Origin of the sequence: Alkalihalobacterium alkalinitrilicum, from assembly GCF_002019605.1 — a bacterium.
GTDB classification, from domain to species: domain Bacteria; phylum Bacillota; class Bacilli; order Bacillales; family Bacillaceae_F; genus Alkalihalobacterium; species Alkalihalobacterium alkalinitrilicum.
Genome location: NZ_KV917368.1, coordinates 3,675,241 through 3,694,090 on the forward strand (window position 1 = coordinate 3,675,241; position 18,850 = coordinate 3,694,090).

At 37.1% G+C, this 18,850-nt stretch carries 20 protein-coding genes; all 20 read right to left on the reverse strand.

The genetic code is table 11. The features are described from left to right. Window positions 1–164 precede the first annotated feature (164 nt). The 20 genes from mfd to BK574_RS17995 all read right to left on the reverse strand — a co-directional run bounded on the left by mfd (window position 165) and on the right by BK574_RS17995 (window position 18,842). Window positions 165–3,686, reverse strand: a complete 3,522-nt coding sequence (gene mfd, locus BK574_RS17900) for a transcription-repair coupling factor (protein WP_078429485.1) — start codon at window positions 3,684–3,686, stop codon at window positions 165–167. A gap of 257 nt (window positions 3,687–3,943) precedes the next feature. Beyond that, the gene (locus tag BK574_RS17905; protein ID WP_075388469.1) at window positions 3,944–4,174 is read right to left on the reverse strand and encodes an anti-sigma-F factor Fin; all 231 of its coding nucleotides are present in this window, start codon (window positions 4,172–4,174) and stop codon (window positions 3,944–3,946) included. A 124-nt stretch (window positions 4,175–4,298) separates the two neighbouring features. Next, a complete protein-coding gene (gene pth / locus BK574_RS17910) occupies window positions 4,299–4,856 on the reverse strand; it encodes an aminoacyl-tRNA hydrolase (RefSeq protein ID WP_078429486.1) in 558 nt (185 codons plus the stop codon). Between the two features lie 77 nt (window positions 4,857–4,933). Continuing rightward, window positions 4,934–5,575, reverse strand: a complete 642-nt coding sequence (locus BK574_RS17915; RefSeq protein WP_078429487.1) for a 50S ribosomal protein L25/general stress protein Ctc — start codon at window positions 5,573–5,575, stop codon at window positions 4,934–4,936. A 149-nt stretch (window positions 5,576–5,724) separates the two neighbouring features. After that, the gene (locus tag BK574_RS17920) at window positions 5,725–6,675 is read right to left on the reverse strand and encodes a ribose-phosphate diphosphokinase (protein ID WP_078430909.1); all 951 of its coding nucleotides are present in this window, start codon (window positions 6,673–6,675) and stop codon (window positions 5,725–5,727) included. A gap of 21 nt (window positions 6,676–6,696) precedes the next feature. Further along, on the reverse strand, window positions 6,697–8,076 hold the full coding sequence (gene glmU, locus BK574_RS17925; protein WP_075388473.1) for a bifunctional UDP-N-acetylglucosamine diphosphorylase/glucosamine-1-phosphate N-acetyltransferase GlmU: 1,380 nt from the start codon (window positions 8,074–8,076) through the stop codon (window positions 6,697–6,699). Between the two features lie 343 nt (window positions 8,077–8,419). After that, entirely contained in the window at window positions 8,420–8,710 is a 291-nt protein-coding gene (gene spoVG / locus BK574_RS17930) for a septation regulator SpoVG (RefSeq protein WP_075388474.1), read from the reverse strand. Between the two features lie 343 nt (window positions 8,711–9,053). Next, window positions 9,054–9,686 (reverse strand): ABC transporter permease subunit, encoded by a 633-nt coding sequence (locus BK574_RS17935; protein ID WP_078429488.1) that lies wholly within the window; start codon window positions 9,684–9,686, stop codon window positions 9,054–9,056. Then, window positions 9,664–10,074 carry an ABC transporter permease family protein gene (locus BK574_RS17940; RefSeq protein ID WP_078429489.1) on the reverse strand — a complete coding sequence of 137 codons (411 nt, stop codon included), beginning with the start codon at window positions 10,072–10,074 and terminating at the stop codon, window positions 9,664–9,666. Before BK574_RS17940 ends, BK574_RS17935 begins: the two co-directional genes overlap by 23 nt. Further along, window positions 10,055–10,270 (reverse strand): hypothetical protein, encoded by a 216-nt coding sequence (locus BK574_RS28125; protein ID WP_218970590.1) that lies wholly within the window; start codon window positions 10,268–10,270, stop codon window positions 10,055–10,057. The genes BK574_RS17940 and BK574_RS28125 overlap by 20 nt, the downstream gene beginning before the upstream one ends. 247 nt (window positions 10,271–10,517) lie before the next feature. Next, on the reverse strand, window positions 10,518–10,892 hold the full coding sequence (locus BK574_RS17950) for a RidA family protein (protein WP_078429491.1): 375 nt from the start codon (window positions 10,890–10,892) through the stop codon (window positions 10,518–10,520). Continuing rightward, window positions 10,889–11,740 carry a pur operon repressor gene (gene purR, locus BK574_RS17955; protein ID WP_078429492.1) on the reverse strand — a complete coding sequence of 284 codons (852 nt, stop codon included), beginning with the start codon at window positions 11,738–11,740 and terminating at the stop codon, window positions 10,889–10,891. Before purR ends, BK574_RS17950 begins: the two co-directional genes overlap by 4 nt. 62 nt (window positions 11,741–11,802) lie before the next feature. Beyond that, the gene (gene ispE, locus BK574_RS17960; protein WP_078430910.1) at window positions 11,803–12,666 is read right to left on the reverse strand and encodes a 4-(cytidine 5'-diphospho)-2-C-methyl-D-erythritol kinase; all 864 of its coding nucleotides are present in this window, start codon (window positions 12,664–12,666) and stop codon (window positions 11,803–11,805) included. Window positions 12,667–13,014: 348 nt separating this feature from the next. Then, complete coding sequence (locus tag BK574_RS17965; RefSeq protein WP_075388479.1) at window positions 13,015–13,197, reverse strand: small, acid-soluble spore protein, alpha/beta type; 183 nt, start codon at window positions 13,195–13,197, stop codon at window positions 13,015–13,017. Between the two features lie 171 nt (window positions 13,198–13,368). Beyond that, the gene (gene veg, locus BK574_RS17970; protein ID WP_075388480.1) at window positions 13,369–13,635 is read right to left on the reverse strand and encodes a biofilm formation stimulator Veg; all 267 of its coding nucleotides are present in this window, start codon (window positions 13,633–13,635) and stop codon (window positions 13,369–13,371) included. Window positions 13,636–14,087: 452 nt separating this feature from the next. Then, window positions 14,088–14,957 carry a sporulation peptidase YabG gene (yabG, locus tag BK574_RS17975; protein WP_078429493.1) on the reverse strand — a complete coding sequence of 290 codons (870 nt, stop codon included), beginning with the start codon at window positions 14,955–14,957 and terminating at the stop codon, window positions 14,088–14,090. Window positions 14,958–15,006: 49 nt separating this feature from the next. Further along, a complete protein-coding gene (gene rsmA / locus BK574_RS17980; RefSeq protein ID WP_078429494.1) occupies window positions 15,007–15,882 on the reverse strand; it encodes a 16S rRNA (adenine(1518)-N(6)/adenine(1519)-N(6))-dimethyltransferase RsmA in 876 nt (291 codons plus the stop codon). After that, window positions 15,879–16,436, reverse strand: a complete 558-nt coding sequence (gene rnmV / locus BK574_RS17985) for a ribonuclease M5 (RefSeq protein WP_078429495.1) — start codon at window positions 16,434–16,436, stop codon at window positions 15,879–15,881. The genes rsmA and rnmV overlap by 4 nt, the downstream gene beginning before the upstream one ends. Before the next feature lie 180 nt (window positions 16,437–16,616). After that, the gene (locus BK574_RS17990) at window positions 16,617–17,843 is read right to left on the reverse strand and encodes a ubiquitin-like domain-containing protein (RefSeq protein WP_078429497.1); all 1,227 of its coding nucleotides are present in this window, start codon (window positions 17,841–17,843) and stop codon (window positions 16,617–16,619) included. Between the two features lie 231 nt (window positions 17,844–18,074). Beyond that, window positions 18,075–18,842: a TatD family hydrolase gene (locus BK574_RS17995; protein WP_078429498.1), complete on the reverse strand. Its 768-nt coding sequence runs from the start codon at window positions 18,840–18,842 to the stop codon at window positions 18,075–18,077. Window positions 18,843–18,850 lie beyond the last annotated feature (8 nt).

The window sequence follows — 18,850 nt, forward strand, 5'->3', positions numbered from 1 at the left end:
GTTAAAAAACATCATTTAATTTTTTAACATCAGAAAACCATCCACTAATGATGAATTCGTCTTGTCTATATTATCTATTGTTAGAAAAGAACTATTCACCAATTTTTCATATTTCTTGCTAGATTGGCATTTCCAATTTTTTCATGTAGGTATGTCAGCATGCTCTATTGGGGCTTTTTGACTTGATGAAGGTCACTTAAAAGCCTTTCGCACGTCAAAAGTAAATCTTTGCTTGTCATTCCTTTTGTTTTAATTACAACTTTTATTCTATCACCAGATGTCCCTAAGGATACTGCTCGCCCAAGTTGATTTATTAATTCAAATAATTTTGCACCATCTACCCGTTTACTTTCTTCTTCTGTCATCAATAATGTGCAATTATCTTTCGATTGTGTAATTTCACTAACCTTTTCTTGTTTCGAATATAATTTAATTTTTGCAATACTTAACAAATCAGCGACTTCTTCTGGGTAGTCGCCAAAACGGTCAATGAGTTCATCTTGTAAATCTGTAAGATCCTCCATACTTTCAACCGCTCGAAATCTTTTATACATTTCGATTTTTTGCTTGGCATCTTGTATATATGACTCAGGAATGTATGCATCAACAAGCATGTCAATTTCTACAGTAAATGGCGGTTCTTTTGGCTTATCACCTTTTCGCTCTTCTATGGCTTCTTTTAACATTTGAGAATATAGATCAAAACCGACAGATTCAATAAACCCATGTTGTTGGGCTCCTAATAAGTTTCCAGCCCCGCGAATGGATAAATCCCGCATTGCGATCTTAAAGCCTGAACCAAGCTCTGTAAACTCTTTGATTGCTTGTAAACGTTTTTCTGCAACCTCTGTAAGCACTTTATCACGCTGATACGTAAAGTAAGCATAGGCCACTCGATTTGAACGACCGACGCGACCACGAATTTGGTAAAGTTGTGATAGACCCATTTTATCTGCATCATAAATGATTAGTGTATTCACATTTGGAATATCTACACCTGTTTCGATGATCGTTGTAGTCACAAGCACATCACTATTTCCTTCAAGAAAGTCAATCATGATCGATTCCAGCTCTCGTTCGTTCATCTGACCGTGCGCAAACGATACTTTTGCATCAGGAACAAGCATCGAAATTTGATCTGCCATTTTCGTAATACTTTCCACTCGATTGTATAAGAAATAAACTTGACCACCTCGCGTTAATTCCCGTTCAATCGCTTCTTTTACGAGAGATGCATTGTATTCAACAACATACGTTTGCACAGGAAATCGATTTTCAGGTGGAGTCTCAATGACTGATAAATCCCTTACACCTAGCATTGACATATGAAGGGTTCTTGGAATTGGAGTTGCCGTTAAAGTTAATACATCAATATTTGATTTTAATTGTTTAATTTTTTCTTTATGTGTGACTCCAAATCGTTGTTCTTCATCAACGACCAGTAACCCTAAATCTTTATAAACAACATCCTTTGATAATAAGCGATGCGTTCCAACAACAATATCAACCGTTCCTGCCTTCAAACCTTTAATCGTTTCATTTTGTTCTTTTCGTGAACGAAAACGACTTAAAACACCAATTCCAATTGGAAATTCTGAGAATCGTTCTTTAATTGTTTCATAATGTTGCTGAGCAAGAATCGTTGTTGGAACAAGAACTGCCACTTGTTTGCCATCCATAATCGCTTTAAAAGCAGCTCGAATGGCAACTTCAGTTTTTCCGTAACCAACATCCCCACAAAGAAGTCGGTCCATCGGCCTTTGTATTTCCATATCTTCTTTAATTTCTTCAATGGCTCGAATTTGATCTTCTGTTTCTTGATAAGGAAAGGAGTTTTCAAATTCTTGTTGTTCGTGGCCGTCTTTCGTAAATGCATGACCAACACTCGCTTCTCGTTCTGCATAAAGCTTAATCAGATCATCGGCTATATCCTCTACAGAAGATTGAACTTTACGTTTTACCTTCTTCCAATCACTACCACCTAAAGCATAAATCTTTGGTTCCTTTTCTTCACTACCTACATATTTTTGGACTTGATCAATTTGTTCAACCGGAACATATAGCTTGTCATTTCCTGCATATCTTAAATGCAAATAGTCTTTATGTGTCCCATTGATTTCCAGTGTTTCAATTCCTAAATATTTACCAATCCCATGATTAGAATGAACAACGAGGTCACCGACTTGTAATTCTGAATAACTCTTAATTCGTTCTGCATTTGATATTTTTTGTTTTCGCTGTGTTCGTTTCACTTTTTTTGTAAAGACTTCTTCTTCAGTGATGACAACGAGTTTTTGAAGAGGTAGTTCAAAGCCACTATTCAATGTTCCAGTTAATATTTGTGATCTTCCTTGGAGAAGTGGGCTTTTATCTTCAATTAATTCAGCCTCTATTTTATAATCATCAAGAACGTGCTGAAGCCGCTTTGCTCGATCTTTAGTGGCTGCTAAAAATAGGACCGTCCATTTTGCTTTCAACCAACGATCGGTCTCCGTTTTTAACAAATGTAATTGTCCATGGAAATTTTGCATCGCTTTACAATTGATGTTTACGATGTTTTTAGGATTCGTTGAAGGAACGTGCTTTAAAAATAACGATAAATAAATGATTGGACAATTGGACGCACTTATAGATTTCTCAAATGGTTTAGACATTTCAAGATCGACTATTACCTCACCCTGTTCTAAAAGTGCGGTTAACCATTCGGCTTCTTCCTTTTCTAAATTAGTCGCCATCTCTTGTACACGACTTATTTCATCAATGATCAGCACACTATTTTTGCCAACATAATCAAGGATGGTTGCTTTTTCATCGTAGTACAACGACATGTATTTATTCATACCTTGAAAAGCAATTTTCTGTCTTAATTGACTAACTTCATACGAAATATGTTGGGTAATTTTTTCCTTAACCGTTTTTGCTTTAATTTTTTTTAACGTTTGGGATAACCCTTCCTCGAGTCGTTCCGCGCCTTTAATAAAGTGCTCTTCATCGAGAATAAGCTCATTCGCTGGTCCAATAACAATTTCCTCTAACTGACCTTGTGAACGTTGGTCTTCCACACTAAAGTAACGAAGTGAATCGATTTCCGTATCAAAAAATTCAATACGAATAGGCTGCTCTTCAGTTAAGGGATAAATGTCTACTATTCCTCCCCGAATAGAGAACTCCCCTGGTGAAGCAACCATATCTGTTCGAACGTAACCGATCTTTATTAATTTATATAGAAGTTTTTCTAAGTCAATATCCGTACCCACTTTCAAATGACATTGACTGTCTTTCCATAGCTGAGCTGGAGGTAGTAACCTCCTGAAACCTGCCATTGGTACAATAACAATTCCTTCATATCCGTTTACAAGCTGGTTTAATACTTCGATACGCTGTGCACGCATCTCAGGACTCGCAATGGCGATCTCAGAAGAAATTAACTCATTGACAGGGTAAAGAAACACTTTGCTACTATCGACAAGTGTTGAAAGATCTTCATACAATTTCTGTGCTTGAAATAAGTTATGGGTAATGACTAGTTGAGGACTTTTGATATCCTGGTAAAGTGCAGATAAAAACAGTGTTCTCGCCGAACCAGTAAGCCCTGTAATTAGTTGTTCTGAAAGACCTGCTTCTACACTAGTTGAAACCGCTTTAATTTCATCACTTTCTAATATATATTGTTGTAAGCCAAACATGGATGTTCCCCCTATTACTTTCGACCATCTATTACTAACATACTGATAATATGGTTGTACCTATTCTATAGTTATTTTGTATTTTCTATGTAGCTATTGTTTTTCCCTCTTTTTCCTTCATGTTTTCTTGAAATGATTACTTTTCACTAGTTAAGTCTCAAGTTTCGACAATAAGTTTCTTAGACTCGACTAGACAATAGAAAAATGCTTTGGTTTTACAACCAAAGCTGTTGTACACTGATTGATTTCAACTGTATTTACTGAATAAATGATTCTAATTGATGTAAATCAGGATTCCTGCTTAACGCTTCTTGACAATCTTCGCATATGACTTTTACATGAATATTACCAGTACCATCATAATTGATCATTTCATTTCGTTCCACATCATTTAAATGATCAAACCCTAGTTGAGTGGATGTGAGCGTTGCTTCCTCTATTTTACCAAGATCTAACTGACAATGGCGACATTGATAATGAATGGCCATAGATTTCCCTCCTTGTCGATGACACTCTCTTGCAGTTGACCAGCAATTCGAGCTGTTCTCTTTTGAACGCAATCTTATTGCTAGTCTCTCCAAATTAGGTTAATCTATTCAGCGACAATCAGATCTAATTGAAGTTATTCATAACAATAGGGAATTCATTTTTTAACCAAAAACTGCAAGCTTCCGTTGCTTTGTTAATCGCTTGATCAAGTAATTCCTGCTCGTCTTGTCGAAACGTCCCAAGTACATGATTAACAACACTAACACCTGGATCTGGACGCTCAACGCCTATTCGAATTCGCTTAAACTCATTTGTGCCCAAATGTGCATTCAATGACTTGATTCCATTATGGCCCCCATGACCACCTTTTTGTCTTAAACGAATTTGGCCAACGGGAAGGTCCATATCATCAAAAATAATCATAACATCTTCCAGGTCAATCTTAAAGTAATCCATAAAAGGACGTACACTTTCTCCAGATAAATTCATATATGTAAGAGGCTTAAGTAAAAAAACTTTTTCTCCATCGACTACAGCTGAACCATAAACTCCTTTGAACTTCGTTTCCTTAAGCTCAATCCCCATCGTTTTAGCACATTGATCAATCACTATAAATCCCGCATTATGCCTTGTGTTTTCATACTTAGCTCCAGGGTTGCCTAGGCCAACAATTAGCTTCATCTTCTCCAACTCCTTAATCTTTGTCTAAGTTAGAAGAAAAAGGTATAACCTCTATCTAGGCTATACCTTTAACAAACTTACTGTTCTTCATTTGCTTCTGTTTCATTCTCCGCATCGCCTTGTACAAGTTCAGCCACTTCTTCTTCTTCAACCTGCCCTGGTTCTTGTTCGGCTGGTTGAATTAAAATGGTGACAATTGTCTCTTCAGGATCATTTGTGATTTCAACCGACTGCTGACTCACAATATCTCTTACTTGAAGCGAATCCCCTACATTTAAGTTCGAAATATCAACTGTAATTTCAGATGGGATGTCTGACGGTAAAGCTCGAATTGATAGTTGATGCAGAAGATGTGATACCATTCCACCGTCACTAACTCCTGGTGCTTCACCCACGAGTTGAACTTTCACATCTGTATCCACTTCTGAGCTCATATCAACCGCACAAAAATCTACATGCACAAGTTCATTTTTTATTGGATCAACCTGCATGTCATATACCATGACCTCGTGTTTTGCACCATTAACGTTTAAAGAAATAATAGAATTTCGTCCTTCATCTCTTACTAACTTTACAAAGTTGATTTGATTTACAGCAATCGGCTGACTATCTACCTTTTTCCCGTATAACACTGCAGGGACGTTCCCATCTTCTCTAAACTTCCTAGTTGTTGATTTTTTCAAGTCTGGTCGTGTTATTGCTTCAAGAGCTACTGCCATTCTAATCACCTCTACCTTGTTTTTCACTACTCCCTATAAGGTTTTCCCTATTTTATAGTAATTCAAACAAATGAAGTGAAAATCACACCAGAAAGCACATTTTAATTCAAATACTCAAACCAGGCATACTTATTTTAATAAACTTCTTTTTAATCGAATAAGGTACTTACCGATGTATTTTCATGAACTCGAATAATTGCTTCTGCCATTAACGGAGCGACTGACAGTTCTGTTACTTTTTCAATTTTCTTTTGTTCCCCTAGAGGAATTGTGTTCGTTACCACAAGCTCACAAATTTTTGAATTTTGAATTCGCTCAATCGCCGGGCCCGAAAGTACAGGGTGTGTACAGCATGCATACACCGATTTGGCTCCATGCTCTACAAGTGCGTTAGCAGCTAGTGTGATCGTACCAGCTGTATCAATAATATCATCAATAATAATCGCTGTTTTGCCTTCAATATTACCGACAATATTCATTACTTCTGCTACGTTTGGCTTTGGTCTACGCTTATCAATAATTGCAATTGGTGCTTTTAAACGATCCGCTAATTTGCGGGCACGAATTACACCACCATGGTCTGGAGATACAACAACAACATCATCTAAGTTTTTCTCTTTAAAATAATCTGATAAAATCGGTACACCCATTAACTGATCGACTGGGATATCAAAGAACCCTTGGATTTGTGTTGCATGCAAATCAAGTGTTAACACTCTTGATGCACCAGCTGTTTCTAATAGATTAGCGACAAGTTTAGCTGTAATCGGCTCACGTGATCGAGCTTTACGATCTTGTCTGGCATAACCGTAATACGGTAAAACGACATTAATTGATTTTGCTGATGCGCGTTTAACAGCATCAATCATAATTAAAAGTTCCATAATATGCTCGTTTGCAGGAGCGCTTGTTGATTGAATTAAGAAAACATCTCCACCACGAATACTCTCTTCAATGTTAATTTGTACTTCACCATCACTAAAACGAGTTACAGAGCTTTTTCCCATTGGGATACCGATATGTTCGACAATCTGATGAGCTAATTCTGGGTTTGCATTCAATGTAAATACTTTTAAACTTGGATCACCATATTTAGGCATTGTTGTTTTACCTCCAACCACTTAGTTGTTCTTCTTTTTATTTATTTTTGTTACATAACCTTCTTTATTCACTTGTCTTGCACGAGCAACAGATAGTGCTTCTTCTGGCACATCATCAGTAATGGTTGATCCTGCTGCCACATAGGCATTTTTGCCAACCGTAACTGGAGCAATTAAATTACTATTACAACCGATGAACGCACCATCTTCTACTTTCGTTAAATATTTATTGACCCCGTCATAATTGACGGTAATAGAACCACAGCCTAAGTTTACATCCGCGCCAATTTCAGCATCACCGATATAACTTAAATGAGAAGCTTTACTTCTTTGTCCCATCGATGTTTTCTTGATTTCAACAAAGTTGCCTACACGAACTTCATCTTCAATCGATGACAACGGTCGAATATGGGCAAATGGACCAATGGAAACATCATTTCCAATCGAACTTTGATGGACAACCGATTGTTTTATAGTTGTACCATCTCCTACTTTACTATCAATGATTTCAGAATGTGGTCCAATAATACAATCGCTACCCAAGATAGAACTCCCCATAATCATTGAACCAGGGTAAATAATAGTATCCTGCCCAATCTTAGCATCTGCTGAAATATATGTGTTAGAAGGGTCGATAATTGATACTCCTTCTCTCATCCACTTTTTATTAATTCGCTCTTTCATAATTCGTTCAGATTCAGCCAATGCTACCCTGTCATTTACACCTAACGTTTCCTCAAATGAGTCCGTTTGGTATGCGGCAATTTTTTCACCTTCGTTTTTTAGTATCTCAATGACATCAGGAAGATAGTATTCCCCTTGTACATTTTGATTTCCAACGTTTTGAAGAGCTTTAAATAATGCTTGATTATCAAAGCAATAAGTACCTGTATTAATTTCTTGAATAGTTTTCTCACTGTCAGAGGCATCCTTATGCTCGACAATGCGTTCAACATGGCCATTACCATTTCGTACGATCCGACCATATCCTGAAGGATCTTCTGCATGAGCTGTTAATACTGTTGCCAATGCCTTCTCTTGTTCATGATAAGAAAGCAATGCTTCAATCGTTTCTGCTGTCACAAGAGGGGTATCACCACATAAAACAACGGTCACTCCTTTTTTTGTCGCTAATAGCTGTTCAGCTTGCAACACAGCATGACCCGTTCCTAACTGTTCTTCTTGAACTGTATATGTGATTTCATCACCTAATTGTGTTCTAACCTGCTCAGCACCATGGCCAACGATGACAACGATGTCAGAGAACTGTAGTTGCTTAACTTGATCTACAACATGCTGTACCATCGGTTTCCCACAAACAGGATGTAGAACCTTGTAAAGCTTTGATTTCATACGTGTTCCTTGTCCCGCGGCTAAAATGACCGCAAATCGATTGCTCATGTTTACCCTCCACAGTTTTATTCCATTAAGAATATATCTTAAATACGGTTGCATTTCAAGGAAAACACAGTTAAAACAAATAGGCAACCAACTTGATGAAAGGGGCTTAGACCAGTGTTTGTTTTGTCTCTAATCAAGTATCTTCAGTTGTTAAATTCACATTATTGTCACTTATTTTCAAGTCTCCTAAACATAATAACCCCTAGAATCAAAAGAGACTGACTCACAAATGTCAGACTCCTCAATTGGGTATCTAGTGGCTATTGAGTATTCTCTAGCCTCTATAACTGTCCTTGAGGTTGTTTGACCATTGTATTGAGTCAGCCTCTATCTAAACCTTAATTTAAGCACCAGCTTCTTCGAATTCTACTCCTTCAGTTTCACCTGCTCGCTCATATTCAGCAAGAACAGCAGATTGAATTTTTTCGCGAGTTTGTGAAGAAATTGGATGAGCAATGTCCCGGAACTCTCCATCTGGAGTCCTTTTACTTGGCATTGCAACAAATAGTCCATTATTGCCATCAATTACACGAATGTCATGTACAACAAACTCGTTATCAATCGTAATTGAAGCAATCGCTCTCATACGTCCCTCCGTGTTGACACGGCGTAGTCTCACATCTGTCACTTCCATGAATGTCACCACCTTTTTTCAATGTAAATCACCTAATCATTTCGCCATTTCCTCTTGATTTCCTTTTTTTCTGTAAGAAAATTATAATTTTTTTCTTAATTTACATATTTGTTCACAAAATGTTCAAAAAATATAAATAATTACTTCCTCTTTTCTTTACATGAACTCACTTTTTTTCAAAATAAGACCGTAAACCTTCTCCAAATAATTGAAGTGTAAAGATTGTAATGGTAATCATGAAAGCAGGTGCTAACGGTATCCAAATATTAGATTGTAGAAATTTCCGCGTATCAGCTAGCATTGTCGGCCATATGTGTAAATCATTTCGAACTAATATACCTATCTACTCATCATAAACCCGTGTTTGCGCAAAAAACATCGATAAAAATCCTAATTGTCCTAATAATAACATGACCCTTGATGCGTCTAGGAAAAAGAGAATAACTAATTGTGTCCTAAGATGGCGCCAGTAATAAAAACGAAAAACTGTTGACCACTTGCTCCCGTTTATAATTGCTCCTTCAATGTAGGTTGATCGATCAATTTGTCCCACTTGAGTTTGCACCGCCGTTGCCGTTCGCCCACATTCGAATAGAGCAAGAGTGAGTAGAATAAGGAGTAGCCGATGTTCGGACAAGAGAAACATAGGTAAATTCATAAATAACAAAGCGAAGAACAGTATAGGTACCATTGAGAAAAAACTATTTAAACTTTGTACAATACCGTGAAAAAATCCTTTATTTTTCCGCGCCATAATCCCTAATGGTACGGCTATTACATACCTTAATACGGTTATAGCAAAAACAACTAATAATGTGTCTCTTCCTCCTGTTATGATTAACGTTACTAAATCAACACCGTAGTGATCCGTCCCAAACCAATAGACCTTTGACGGGGAAAACGGAGCTACTTCGATCATCCCATTCTCATGCAAAATATACTCTTTCACATCTTCAGGAGATTGTAAGAATGGCATTACCTGTTACAATATACGGTTGCATCTTCTCCTTTTCTAACGTAGAAGAAACAATTCTAGCCATATACATGGTCGGAAAAAAAGATAGTAACCAGCCAGCTAATAAAAAGTTATGCCAGCTTTCATAACCGAATAAACTAAAGTGAGGAAACCCTTGACTGATAAGCCACATCAAGAACACTTGCACAATAATAATGAGAAAGAAATCAGGTAGTGCTTGAAGTGTAAACGTCGTATGATGACCAAATATCCGCCACCCACTTTCACTTGTTAAATAGTCAATAAATCCCTTCATCACACCAACTACTAAAGCAAAAATAAAGGCAATGACAAGAATTGTAATACTTCGACTTGCCACTAACCATACATCAGAAAATACAGAATCCAAAGCGTGTTTCTCCAAGTGTATGTTCAATAAATACCATACTTATGTAGGATTTTAGATTATCGTAATAATGTTCTATAGAAAAAGTATAGGTAGGTTTAATTTCATATTCATAAAACTCAAAACCAATTTCACGCGGAATACATACAAGAAGAATTAAAATAATGACTGCGCTAGCCCAGCCAAAAAACGTCTTCATCCATTCTTTAACAAAAAACAAAACAGTCACCCTTTCATCTGACTAATTCGATAAAAGGTCAATTTAATCCTTTATCTCAATAATAATTCCGTTCAAATTTTTTCAAAAAAAAAACTGACTCTAAGCTATTACCTCATTTCTCTCACCGATAACATAGTCTGTGCTAATTAGCCACTTCACTATATTTCATGAATAGGAAACAGTTATAAGGTACATAACATAGAGTCAGCTCTATTTTATTTCATTTTTATTTTACTAAAGCAATTACTTCAATTTCTACTAATACATCTTTTGGTAGACGTGCTACTTCAACACAAGATCGTGCTGGTCTATGATCACTAAAATATTCGCCATACACATTATTCAATAGTGGAAAGTCATTCATATCTTTTATAAATACAGTTGCTTTTACTACAGTTTCTAAAGAAGCTCCTGCAGCTTCAAGAACGGCTTTTAAATTTTTAAATACTTGATGCGTTTGCACTTGTACATCACCCGTAACGAGCTCACCTTCCGCTGTTAAAGGAATTTGTCCTGAACTGTAAAACATATTATTTACAATGATTCCTTGCGAGTATGGTCCAATTGCTTGTGGTGCATCACTTGTGTGTACTGTCTTCATTTGTTTTCCCCCTTCATTCCCTCATGTAGTTTGTTTAAATAGTTACCTGCTTCAACTTTAATTTCCTTATCACGAACATTCACATCCGAAATCTTCGAGATCGAAATGTACTCATCGACTAGTCGTTCTTCTTCACCTTCCGATTCAACGAGAACTCCAATTCCAACGACATTTGCCTGAAATTCCGCCAGCAAGTCCACCATTCCTCTTACAGTTCCACCAGCTTTCATGAAATCATCAATAATCAAAACATTTGAACCTGCTGAGAGACTCCGCCGCGCAAGTGACATTGTCTGAATTCGCTTTGTTGAACCTGATACATAATTAATACTCACCATCGAACCTTCTGTCACTCGGTGATCTCTACGAACAATGCTAACAGGAACGTCAAGATGACTTCCAACAGCATAAGCTAATGGAATTCCTTTCGTCGCTACCGTCATGACTGCATCAATTTTAACATTGCTATACACAGCCGCAAACAATCGACCGATATTGTTCATAATTCTGGGCTGTCCTAAAACATCCATCATATACAAGTAGCCACCAGGTAATAGGCGATCTGCTTTTGATAATTGTGTATTTAATTCTTCGATGTATTCCTCCGCTTGTTCTACTGTTACCATCGGCATATATTTCACGCCACCACTAGCCCCAGGTATCGTAAGTAAAGAACCAATGCCCTGTTCTTCAAATATTTCTTTTACAATCCCCAAATCTTCACTAATAGAAGATTTGGCAGATTGATACCGTTCAGAAAAGTGAGTTAATGAAATTAATTTATGTGGATTTTGTAACAAGTAGTTAGTCATATCGACTAATCTACCACTTCTTCTTAGCTTTTTCATTGCACCCTCCAACCAAAATCCGAATATTTATAACTAAATACTACACTTTTGTACGGTTTTTATCAAGAGTGTTGTTGGCTAATTAAACGAACAGCATAAACATTGCTACAAAATCCTCTTAAACCATTGTATATTCGGTTTAAACGCGATTCTTTTTGTACGAGTCCAAAAACAGTTGGTCCACTTCCACTCATTAAAACTCCATCAGCTCCAAACCTTTGCATTTGTGCTTTTATATGTTTGACTTCAGGATACGCCTTAAATGTGACATCTTCTAAGACATTATGTAATTGTGAACATATTCCCGTAAAATCTTTTTCATCAATCGCCTTTAACATCGCCTTTGTATCTGGATGGATTATTTGATCAACTTTAAGTTTCCCGTATACTTCTGCTGTCGAAACACCTATAGGTGGTTTCGCTAATACAACCCAGAAAGGTGGTGGCGAAGAAATTCTTTTTACAATTTCGCCTCTGCCAGTCGCTAGTGCTGTTCCACCATAAACACAAAAAGCAACATCTGATCCTATTTCCTTCCCCAATTCAGCTAATTCATCTAAAGAAAGATTCAGTTGCCACAACTCATTAAGTCCTCTTAACGTTGCTGCCGCGTCGCTACTACCACCTGCAAGTCCAGCTGCGACAGGTATATTTTTGGTAATGTATATAGAAACACCTTTTTGAATGTTATAACGTTCTTTCAGAATCTTCGCTGCTTGGTACGCAAGGTTACGTTCATCATTCGGAACATATCCCTCCGAAACATCCACAATAATCTGATCTTCCTCTAAATGAATAAGGTCAATCCGATCTGCTAAGTCAACAGTTGTCATTATCATTTCTACTTCGTGATAACCATCTTCTCTTTTCCTAAGTACGTCTAATGTTAAATTGATTTTAGCAGGTGCTTTCACCGATATTTTTATCTCCACCTAATCCACCTTCTACCTTGACCGAATTCCAAACACTTACGTTATTTTACCATTTACTTTTATTAAATGCCAAATGCATCATAATTTTTATAAAACACTCGTTCAATGTGGCATCTAGAGATTGTGATGGTGATCTTTATTGAGGCGGCTTCTGAGTCTGTAACATCTAAAAAAGCAGGCTAATTATAGAATTAACGACCTGTGTGTTCGCTAATAATTTGTCTTTCTTTCCATGCTGATACAATTTCAACCATTTTATGGCGACTTACTGAAGGGGGATAGCGAAGACACCTAAATTCTAGACACAAAAAAACCGAAGCAAACGCTTCGGCAGTCTCCCATCTAATCCTGCTGTTTAGCTGCTAATTGTTGTTCAGCAATTTCAATAGCTCTCTTTACCATATTACCTGCATCTCGAGCACGAATGCCGCCCCACCCTTCATTTTGGACGACATCGTAGAAGCCAAGTTCCTTCGCTAGCTCTTCTTTAAAGCGTTCGGACATTACCCCTCGTCTTCTGCTCATGGTAAAACAACTCCTTTGTTGTCATGATAGATGGTGAGACGTTTCTATTATGAGTCTTTTCGAGCACAAATATTAAATTGAACTTATATGTATAATTCTTTGTGAGAAAAATAAATATAGCTCTCCGACCAATACCGGAAAGCTAATTTATATAATATGATATTCATACCACTATACTTGTACAGATTGGCCTTTTTCTTCTTCTTCAAAAACCGTAAGTTCTACTGTCTCTGTTAAGATATCTGCATAACTATAAGATACTCGTTCAAATGCATTTTGTTGCTCATCGAGTTTAATAATAAAAACAGATGGATATGTTTCCTCTAAAAAGCCTGTCCGTTCAATGGTTTTTCGTCTACCACCATTTGCCTTAATCGCAATCCGTTTTCCAACATTTTCATCCAGTTCACGTTTAATATCCAGCAACGTTTTCGCCATTCTAAACACCCCACCTCACTATACAATAGTATACATGTTACAACATTTTTTGTCAAATAAATTTAAAATTATATCAATTAGACAAGAATTTTGTCAATGATATATATTTGACACATGGAAATTTTGCACCTAACATTTGTAATACAAACGTATTATTCCTCATTTTTCTAAAAATATGTAACTATTTCAAAAAACTCCTACAAAAGAAAAGTGCCAAGAACCTCAGGACGCGTTTATAATGGCAAAAGTCTAGATAACAACTATAAAGTGAACTTCATTCAGTAGGAGTTTTCTTCATCGCCCACTAAATGTTAGTTGAACCAATCGGGTTCTTACTGGCGCTTATCTCCCACTTAGTCTTTATTGTTGTCTCAAAGCCTTGAATTGGGAGTCTTAGCGCCAGTTAAACGGGATAAACGTTTCATTGAGGAACGTGACACTTTCGACAAAATTCAATTTCCTTCATCATAATCAGAAATAGGCATACCCCTTCTCATAAATCCTTTTGTTTCTATTCCACCAAGACCACGCTCTCCAGTAATTGTATTCTTTAATACGTCCCAAACGTTTACTTGGTCCATAAAAGGGGTAAGGCTGATTTTGGCAACGATGTATACTGGGTCTAACGCATGGATATTTATACGTTCAGGAGAGCTTGCATAGTTAGCTCCTGCTTTAATTAAAGTTTCAAAGTGAGATTGACACGCTCCTGCAAAAATAACGAGATCATCCAGGTTGGGGGTTCTTTTACGTGCAATTCTCACAGTCTCTGCAAAATATTTTGAATGCCTATATCCTTTTATATCTTTTTGATTCCCTCCCGACTTTAAGTAAGCATCATGGCCTGTTATAACTAAAATATCAGGTTGTACCATTTCCAAGAGAGAATTAATTTGAAGAGGCATTTCTTTTTCTACAACGTGTACCCCGTAAACAGGGACACCGAGCTTTTCGTATAGTTCCATACATTTTCTTAAATACATCGAGTCCCCGTCAATATGGAGGACTCGACCTCGAATTTCAAAGTAAGAAGGTTCGGTACTGTATCCTGAAGTCGCTTCATAATCTCCTTGTCTTTTTATGACTCGACTATCTTGCCGAAACAGGTAATAACAACTATCTTCTTTTTCTTTCTCAATTTTTCGTCGTTGTTTATGTTCGTCTTCTGAAATAATTACTAAGTCATCTAATGGTGCGTCTGCAACTAGTCGTACATCTTCACCATACAACTCGGCAACTTTATCATTTATAGCTGAAATTCGAAATAATATATCACATTGATATGATTTTCGACCTACAATCTGTCCGACTTTCAACTTCATAAAAAATTCCTCCTCACCGTAGCCTATGTGAGGAGGAACAAAAGAGTGCTTAACCTTTAAGGATTTCAATTATTTCGTTACTTAGTTTTGCATACTCTTCAATGGAGAGCGTTTCTCCCCGTCGTTTAGGATCAACATCCGCAGCTTTCAATGCAAACTCCATCTTTTCTTTATGGTCTTTACCAAAATGATGCGTAAGGTTATTAAAGATCGTTTTTCGTCGTTGAGCAAAGCTTGCTCTTATGATTTCGAAAAAGAATGGTTCATCTAATACGTCAACAGGCGGATTATCACGTATTGTTAGCCTTAACACCGCTGAGTCAACATTTGGTTGCGGTACAAATACCGTTTTGGGTACAGTAAACACAGTTTCCGCCTGTGCATAATATTGTGCAGCGATTGACAATGAACCATATTCTTTAGAGCCCGGACGGGCTGCAATTCGCTCTGCTACTTCCTTTTGGATCATAACGACAATTCTTTTTATCGGGAGTTGTTCCTCTAACAATTTCATTAAGATCGGAGTTGTTACGTAATAAGGGAGATTGGCCACGACCATAATTTCTTGCTCCTCTTTAAACTCCTCTTCAATAACCTGCTTTACATCTGCTTTTAGTACATCCGAATGAATGACTTTTACGTTTTCATATGGAGATAACGTGTCGGCAAGAACAGGGAGTAACCGTTGGTCAATTTCAAAGGCGACAACTTTGTCAGCATTCTTCGCTAACTGTTCTGTTAAAGCCCCGATTCCTGGACCAATTTCGATTGCTCCTATCGTATTATCTATTCCTGCTGCATCAACGATGCGCCCTAGAATATTTAAATCGATAAGAAAGTTTTGTCCTAAACTTTTCTTAAATGAAAATTTATATTTCTCTAAAATTGCTCTCGTACGAATTGGCGTTGCAATATCTTTATTCATTTACTTTCCTCCTCAAGCACCTGTTGTAACGCTTGTGATAATTCTTCTTTTGTAATTTGAAACATGTGAAGTCGTTTATGTAATTGTTTCCCATTCGCATAGCCGATTTTTAGTATGGAACCAATCTGTTCTCTGCGATTTCTTGATTGACTGCCACCAATTAAACCACCATCGACGAGGTCTTGCCAAGTAATCTCTTCTTTTGGGTTTTTAAACTCTTGTTTCACATTTGCTAAAGCTAATCGGATCGCTTCTGGTGTAGCATTTTCTACACCTAAATCATCTCCATTTTTTGAGATAGCTTCTTTTTTTGGTAAGAACGCGTGTTTACAACCTGGGACACGTTGACTCACGATGTGTCTAATTCGTTCTCCAGGATAATCAGGATCAGTTAGGATAATCACTCCTCTTCGGGCTTGAGCTAATTCAATCCGGCGTATAACTTCTTCTCCAATGGCCGATCCATTCGTTTCAATCGTATCTGCATTGACAGCTCGTTGAATGGCAACGGTATCATCTCTACCTTCAACGACAATCACTTCTTTAATTTTCATAAAATATCCTCCGAAAACTTGAAACTTTTTATAGTATAGAACGTCTAATAAGTAAAAGACAAATATATATCTAGTGTTCATATAGTATTCTACGTGAATAATAAATCTATTTACTACCTAATTGGTGCAAAACCATGTCAAAAAGAAAAAGCACAGAGATTTCTCTGTGCAAATGATCGCTTACTTTAATATGGTTATTTTTACTTGTCTAGAACCCCAACGATAAGCTTCTGACTTCGTCGGGACATGGACATCTATTTTATTACCACGTATAGCGCCACCTGTATCACCTGCTATCGCTTCACCATAACCTTCAACATGTACTCTAGAACCTAACGGAATCACATTAGGGTCAACAGCAATCACTTTCATATTACGGTTATTATTCAAGTTAATTCCCGTTGCTGTAATTCCACTACAACCACTACAATTCGCTGTATATGCTGTTGCTGTTACCGTCATAGTTCTTCCACTACCACTCGAAGTTGAAGTTTGACTAGTAGAAGGACTACTTCCACGAGAAACGGTTGGGGTGGGTTGGCGTGTACCAACTGCGACCACTCGGTCCTTACTATCTCTTGTCGTTTCTGTCTTAACTAATTCTCTTGAAACTTCCTTGCCATCTTCTAAAATGACTTCGTAATGTTTTTCAACAAGACCATTTTGTCCTGTTTCCACTACTTTCTCATTTCCTTTTTGCAACGAACTGTCATTTCTCGTTACCGTTGCAAATGCAACTGCTTCTTCCACTACATCGGTGACTTTTTCTACTCTAACTACCTTGATATCTTCTTCACTATTCAGTTCTTCCTCTAGAGCTGGTTCAACACGATCCAACTCACCTAGGGTGATCGATTCTCTTTCTAAAAAGTCAGCGACAGTAGTCGAAGTTGTCCATACCTCATGTTCTTCCCCGTCACTTTTGACTCTTACCATAAAAGCAGATTCATACGTAACATTCATCTCAGGTTGGATTTCTGTGTTTAAGCTAGGAATGATTTTATCATGTTCTTTAACGGTAAGTTGTAATTCTGATACTAAACCTTCTACACTTTCAGCAGTTGTCCATAATTGTCTTTCGTCTCCATTTATGACGATATGAACCTCTTTTGCCTTTTTCCAACTTATAGACATATTTCCTATAACTTTTTCATCAATTGCTGGCTCTAACTTATCATAATCTCCAATTTCAAACCCAAGTTCTTCCATAACTTCGGCAACTGTTTTTGCATGAGTTCGAATCATAATCTCTTCTTCATCTGCTATTACAGTTAAATTCGCTTTCGTTGTTTCATAGATTACAAAGCTCATTGCACCGATTATAAGGACAAAACTTAGTATAGAGATCGTCAGCTTTTTCCCAAAACTTAGATTGGAAAAAAGTGAGCTTATCCTACTGGGTTCCATGTTTAATCTTCCCCCTTCTCAAGGTACGAATTATAAACATTTCACCTCCCTTTGTCAACTGTTGTATTAGTCACTTGTTTCTTTCATAACATCTATTATCCACAAAAACACCGAAGAAGGAAACAAAAACTTATCGACAAGTTAAATGTATGCGAGCTCTCTTCGGTGTAGAACTTATACGAACAGAAGGAAAATTAGACAAGCTCTCTGACAATCCGACATAATCTTTTATCACAAAATGTTAAATAATTTTTTAGCATTCTCTGTCGTTTGTTTAGCCAATTGCTCAAGCGACATCCCTTTTAAATCTGCAATCTGTTGTGCAACAAGTGATACATATGCAGGTTCATTTCTTTTCCCCCGATATGGGTGTGGTGATAAATACGGACAATCGGTTTCGATTAACAAACGATCTAAAGGTACTTCTACCGCTACTTCTTTTGGCTTTTTTGCATTTTTAAAAGTTACTGGACCACCAAAAGATATGTGGAAATTCATTTCTAAACATGCTTTTGCGATTTCTACACTTCCACTAAAACAGTGCATAATTCCACCGACTTTTCCTGCCTCTTCTTCTTTTAAAATATCAACAATATCTTGGCTTGCTTCACGATTATGAATAATTATTGGCAAATTGACTTTTTTAGCTAAACGAATTTGTTTTCGAAATACGTCTTTCTGAATATCTTTTGGTGACTTATCCCAATGATAGTCTAGCCCCATTTCGCCTAGAGCAACCACTTTGGGATGAGATGCTAATTCTTCGAGCCAGTGTAAATGTTGATCTGTCATTTCTATAGCGTCTACAGGATGCCAGCCGACTGCTGCATATATCTTTTTATTTTCTTCAGCAATTTCTAAAGCGCCTCGAATTGTCTTTTCATCAAATCCAACAACAACCATGTATTCAACGCCTTCTTCTTGAGCTCTTTTAATGACTTCAGCTCGATCTTCTTCAAATTGTTCGGCGTTAAGGTGAACATGCGTATCAAATAACAAAGTATTCA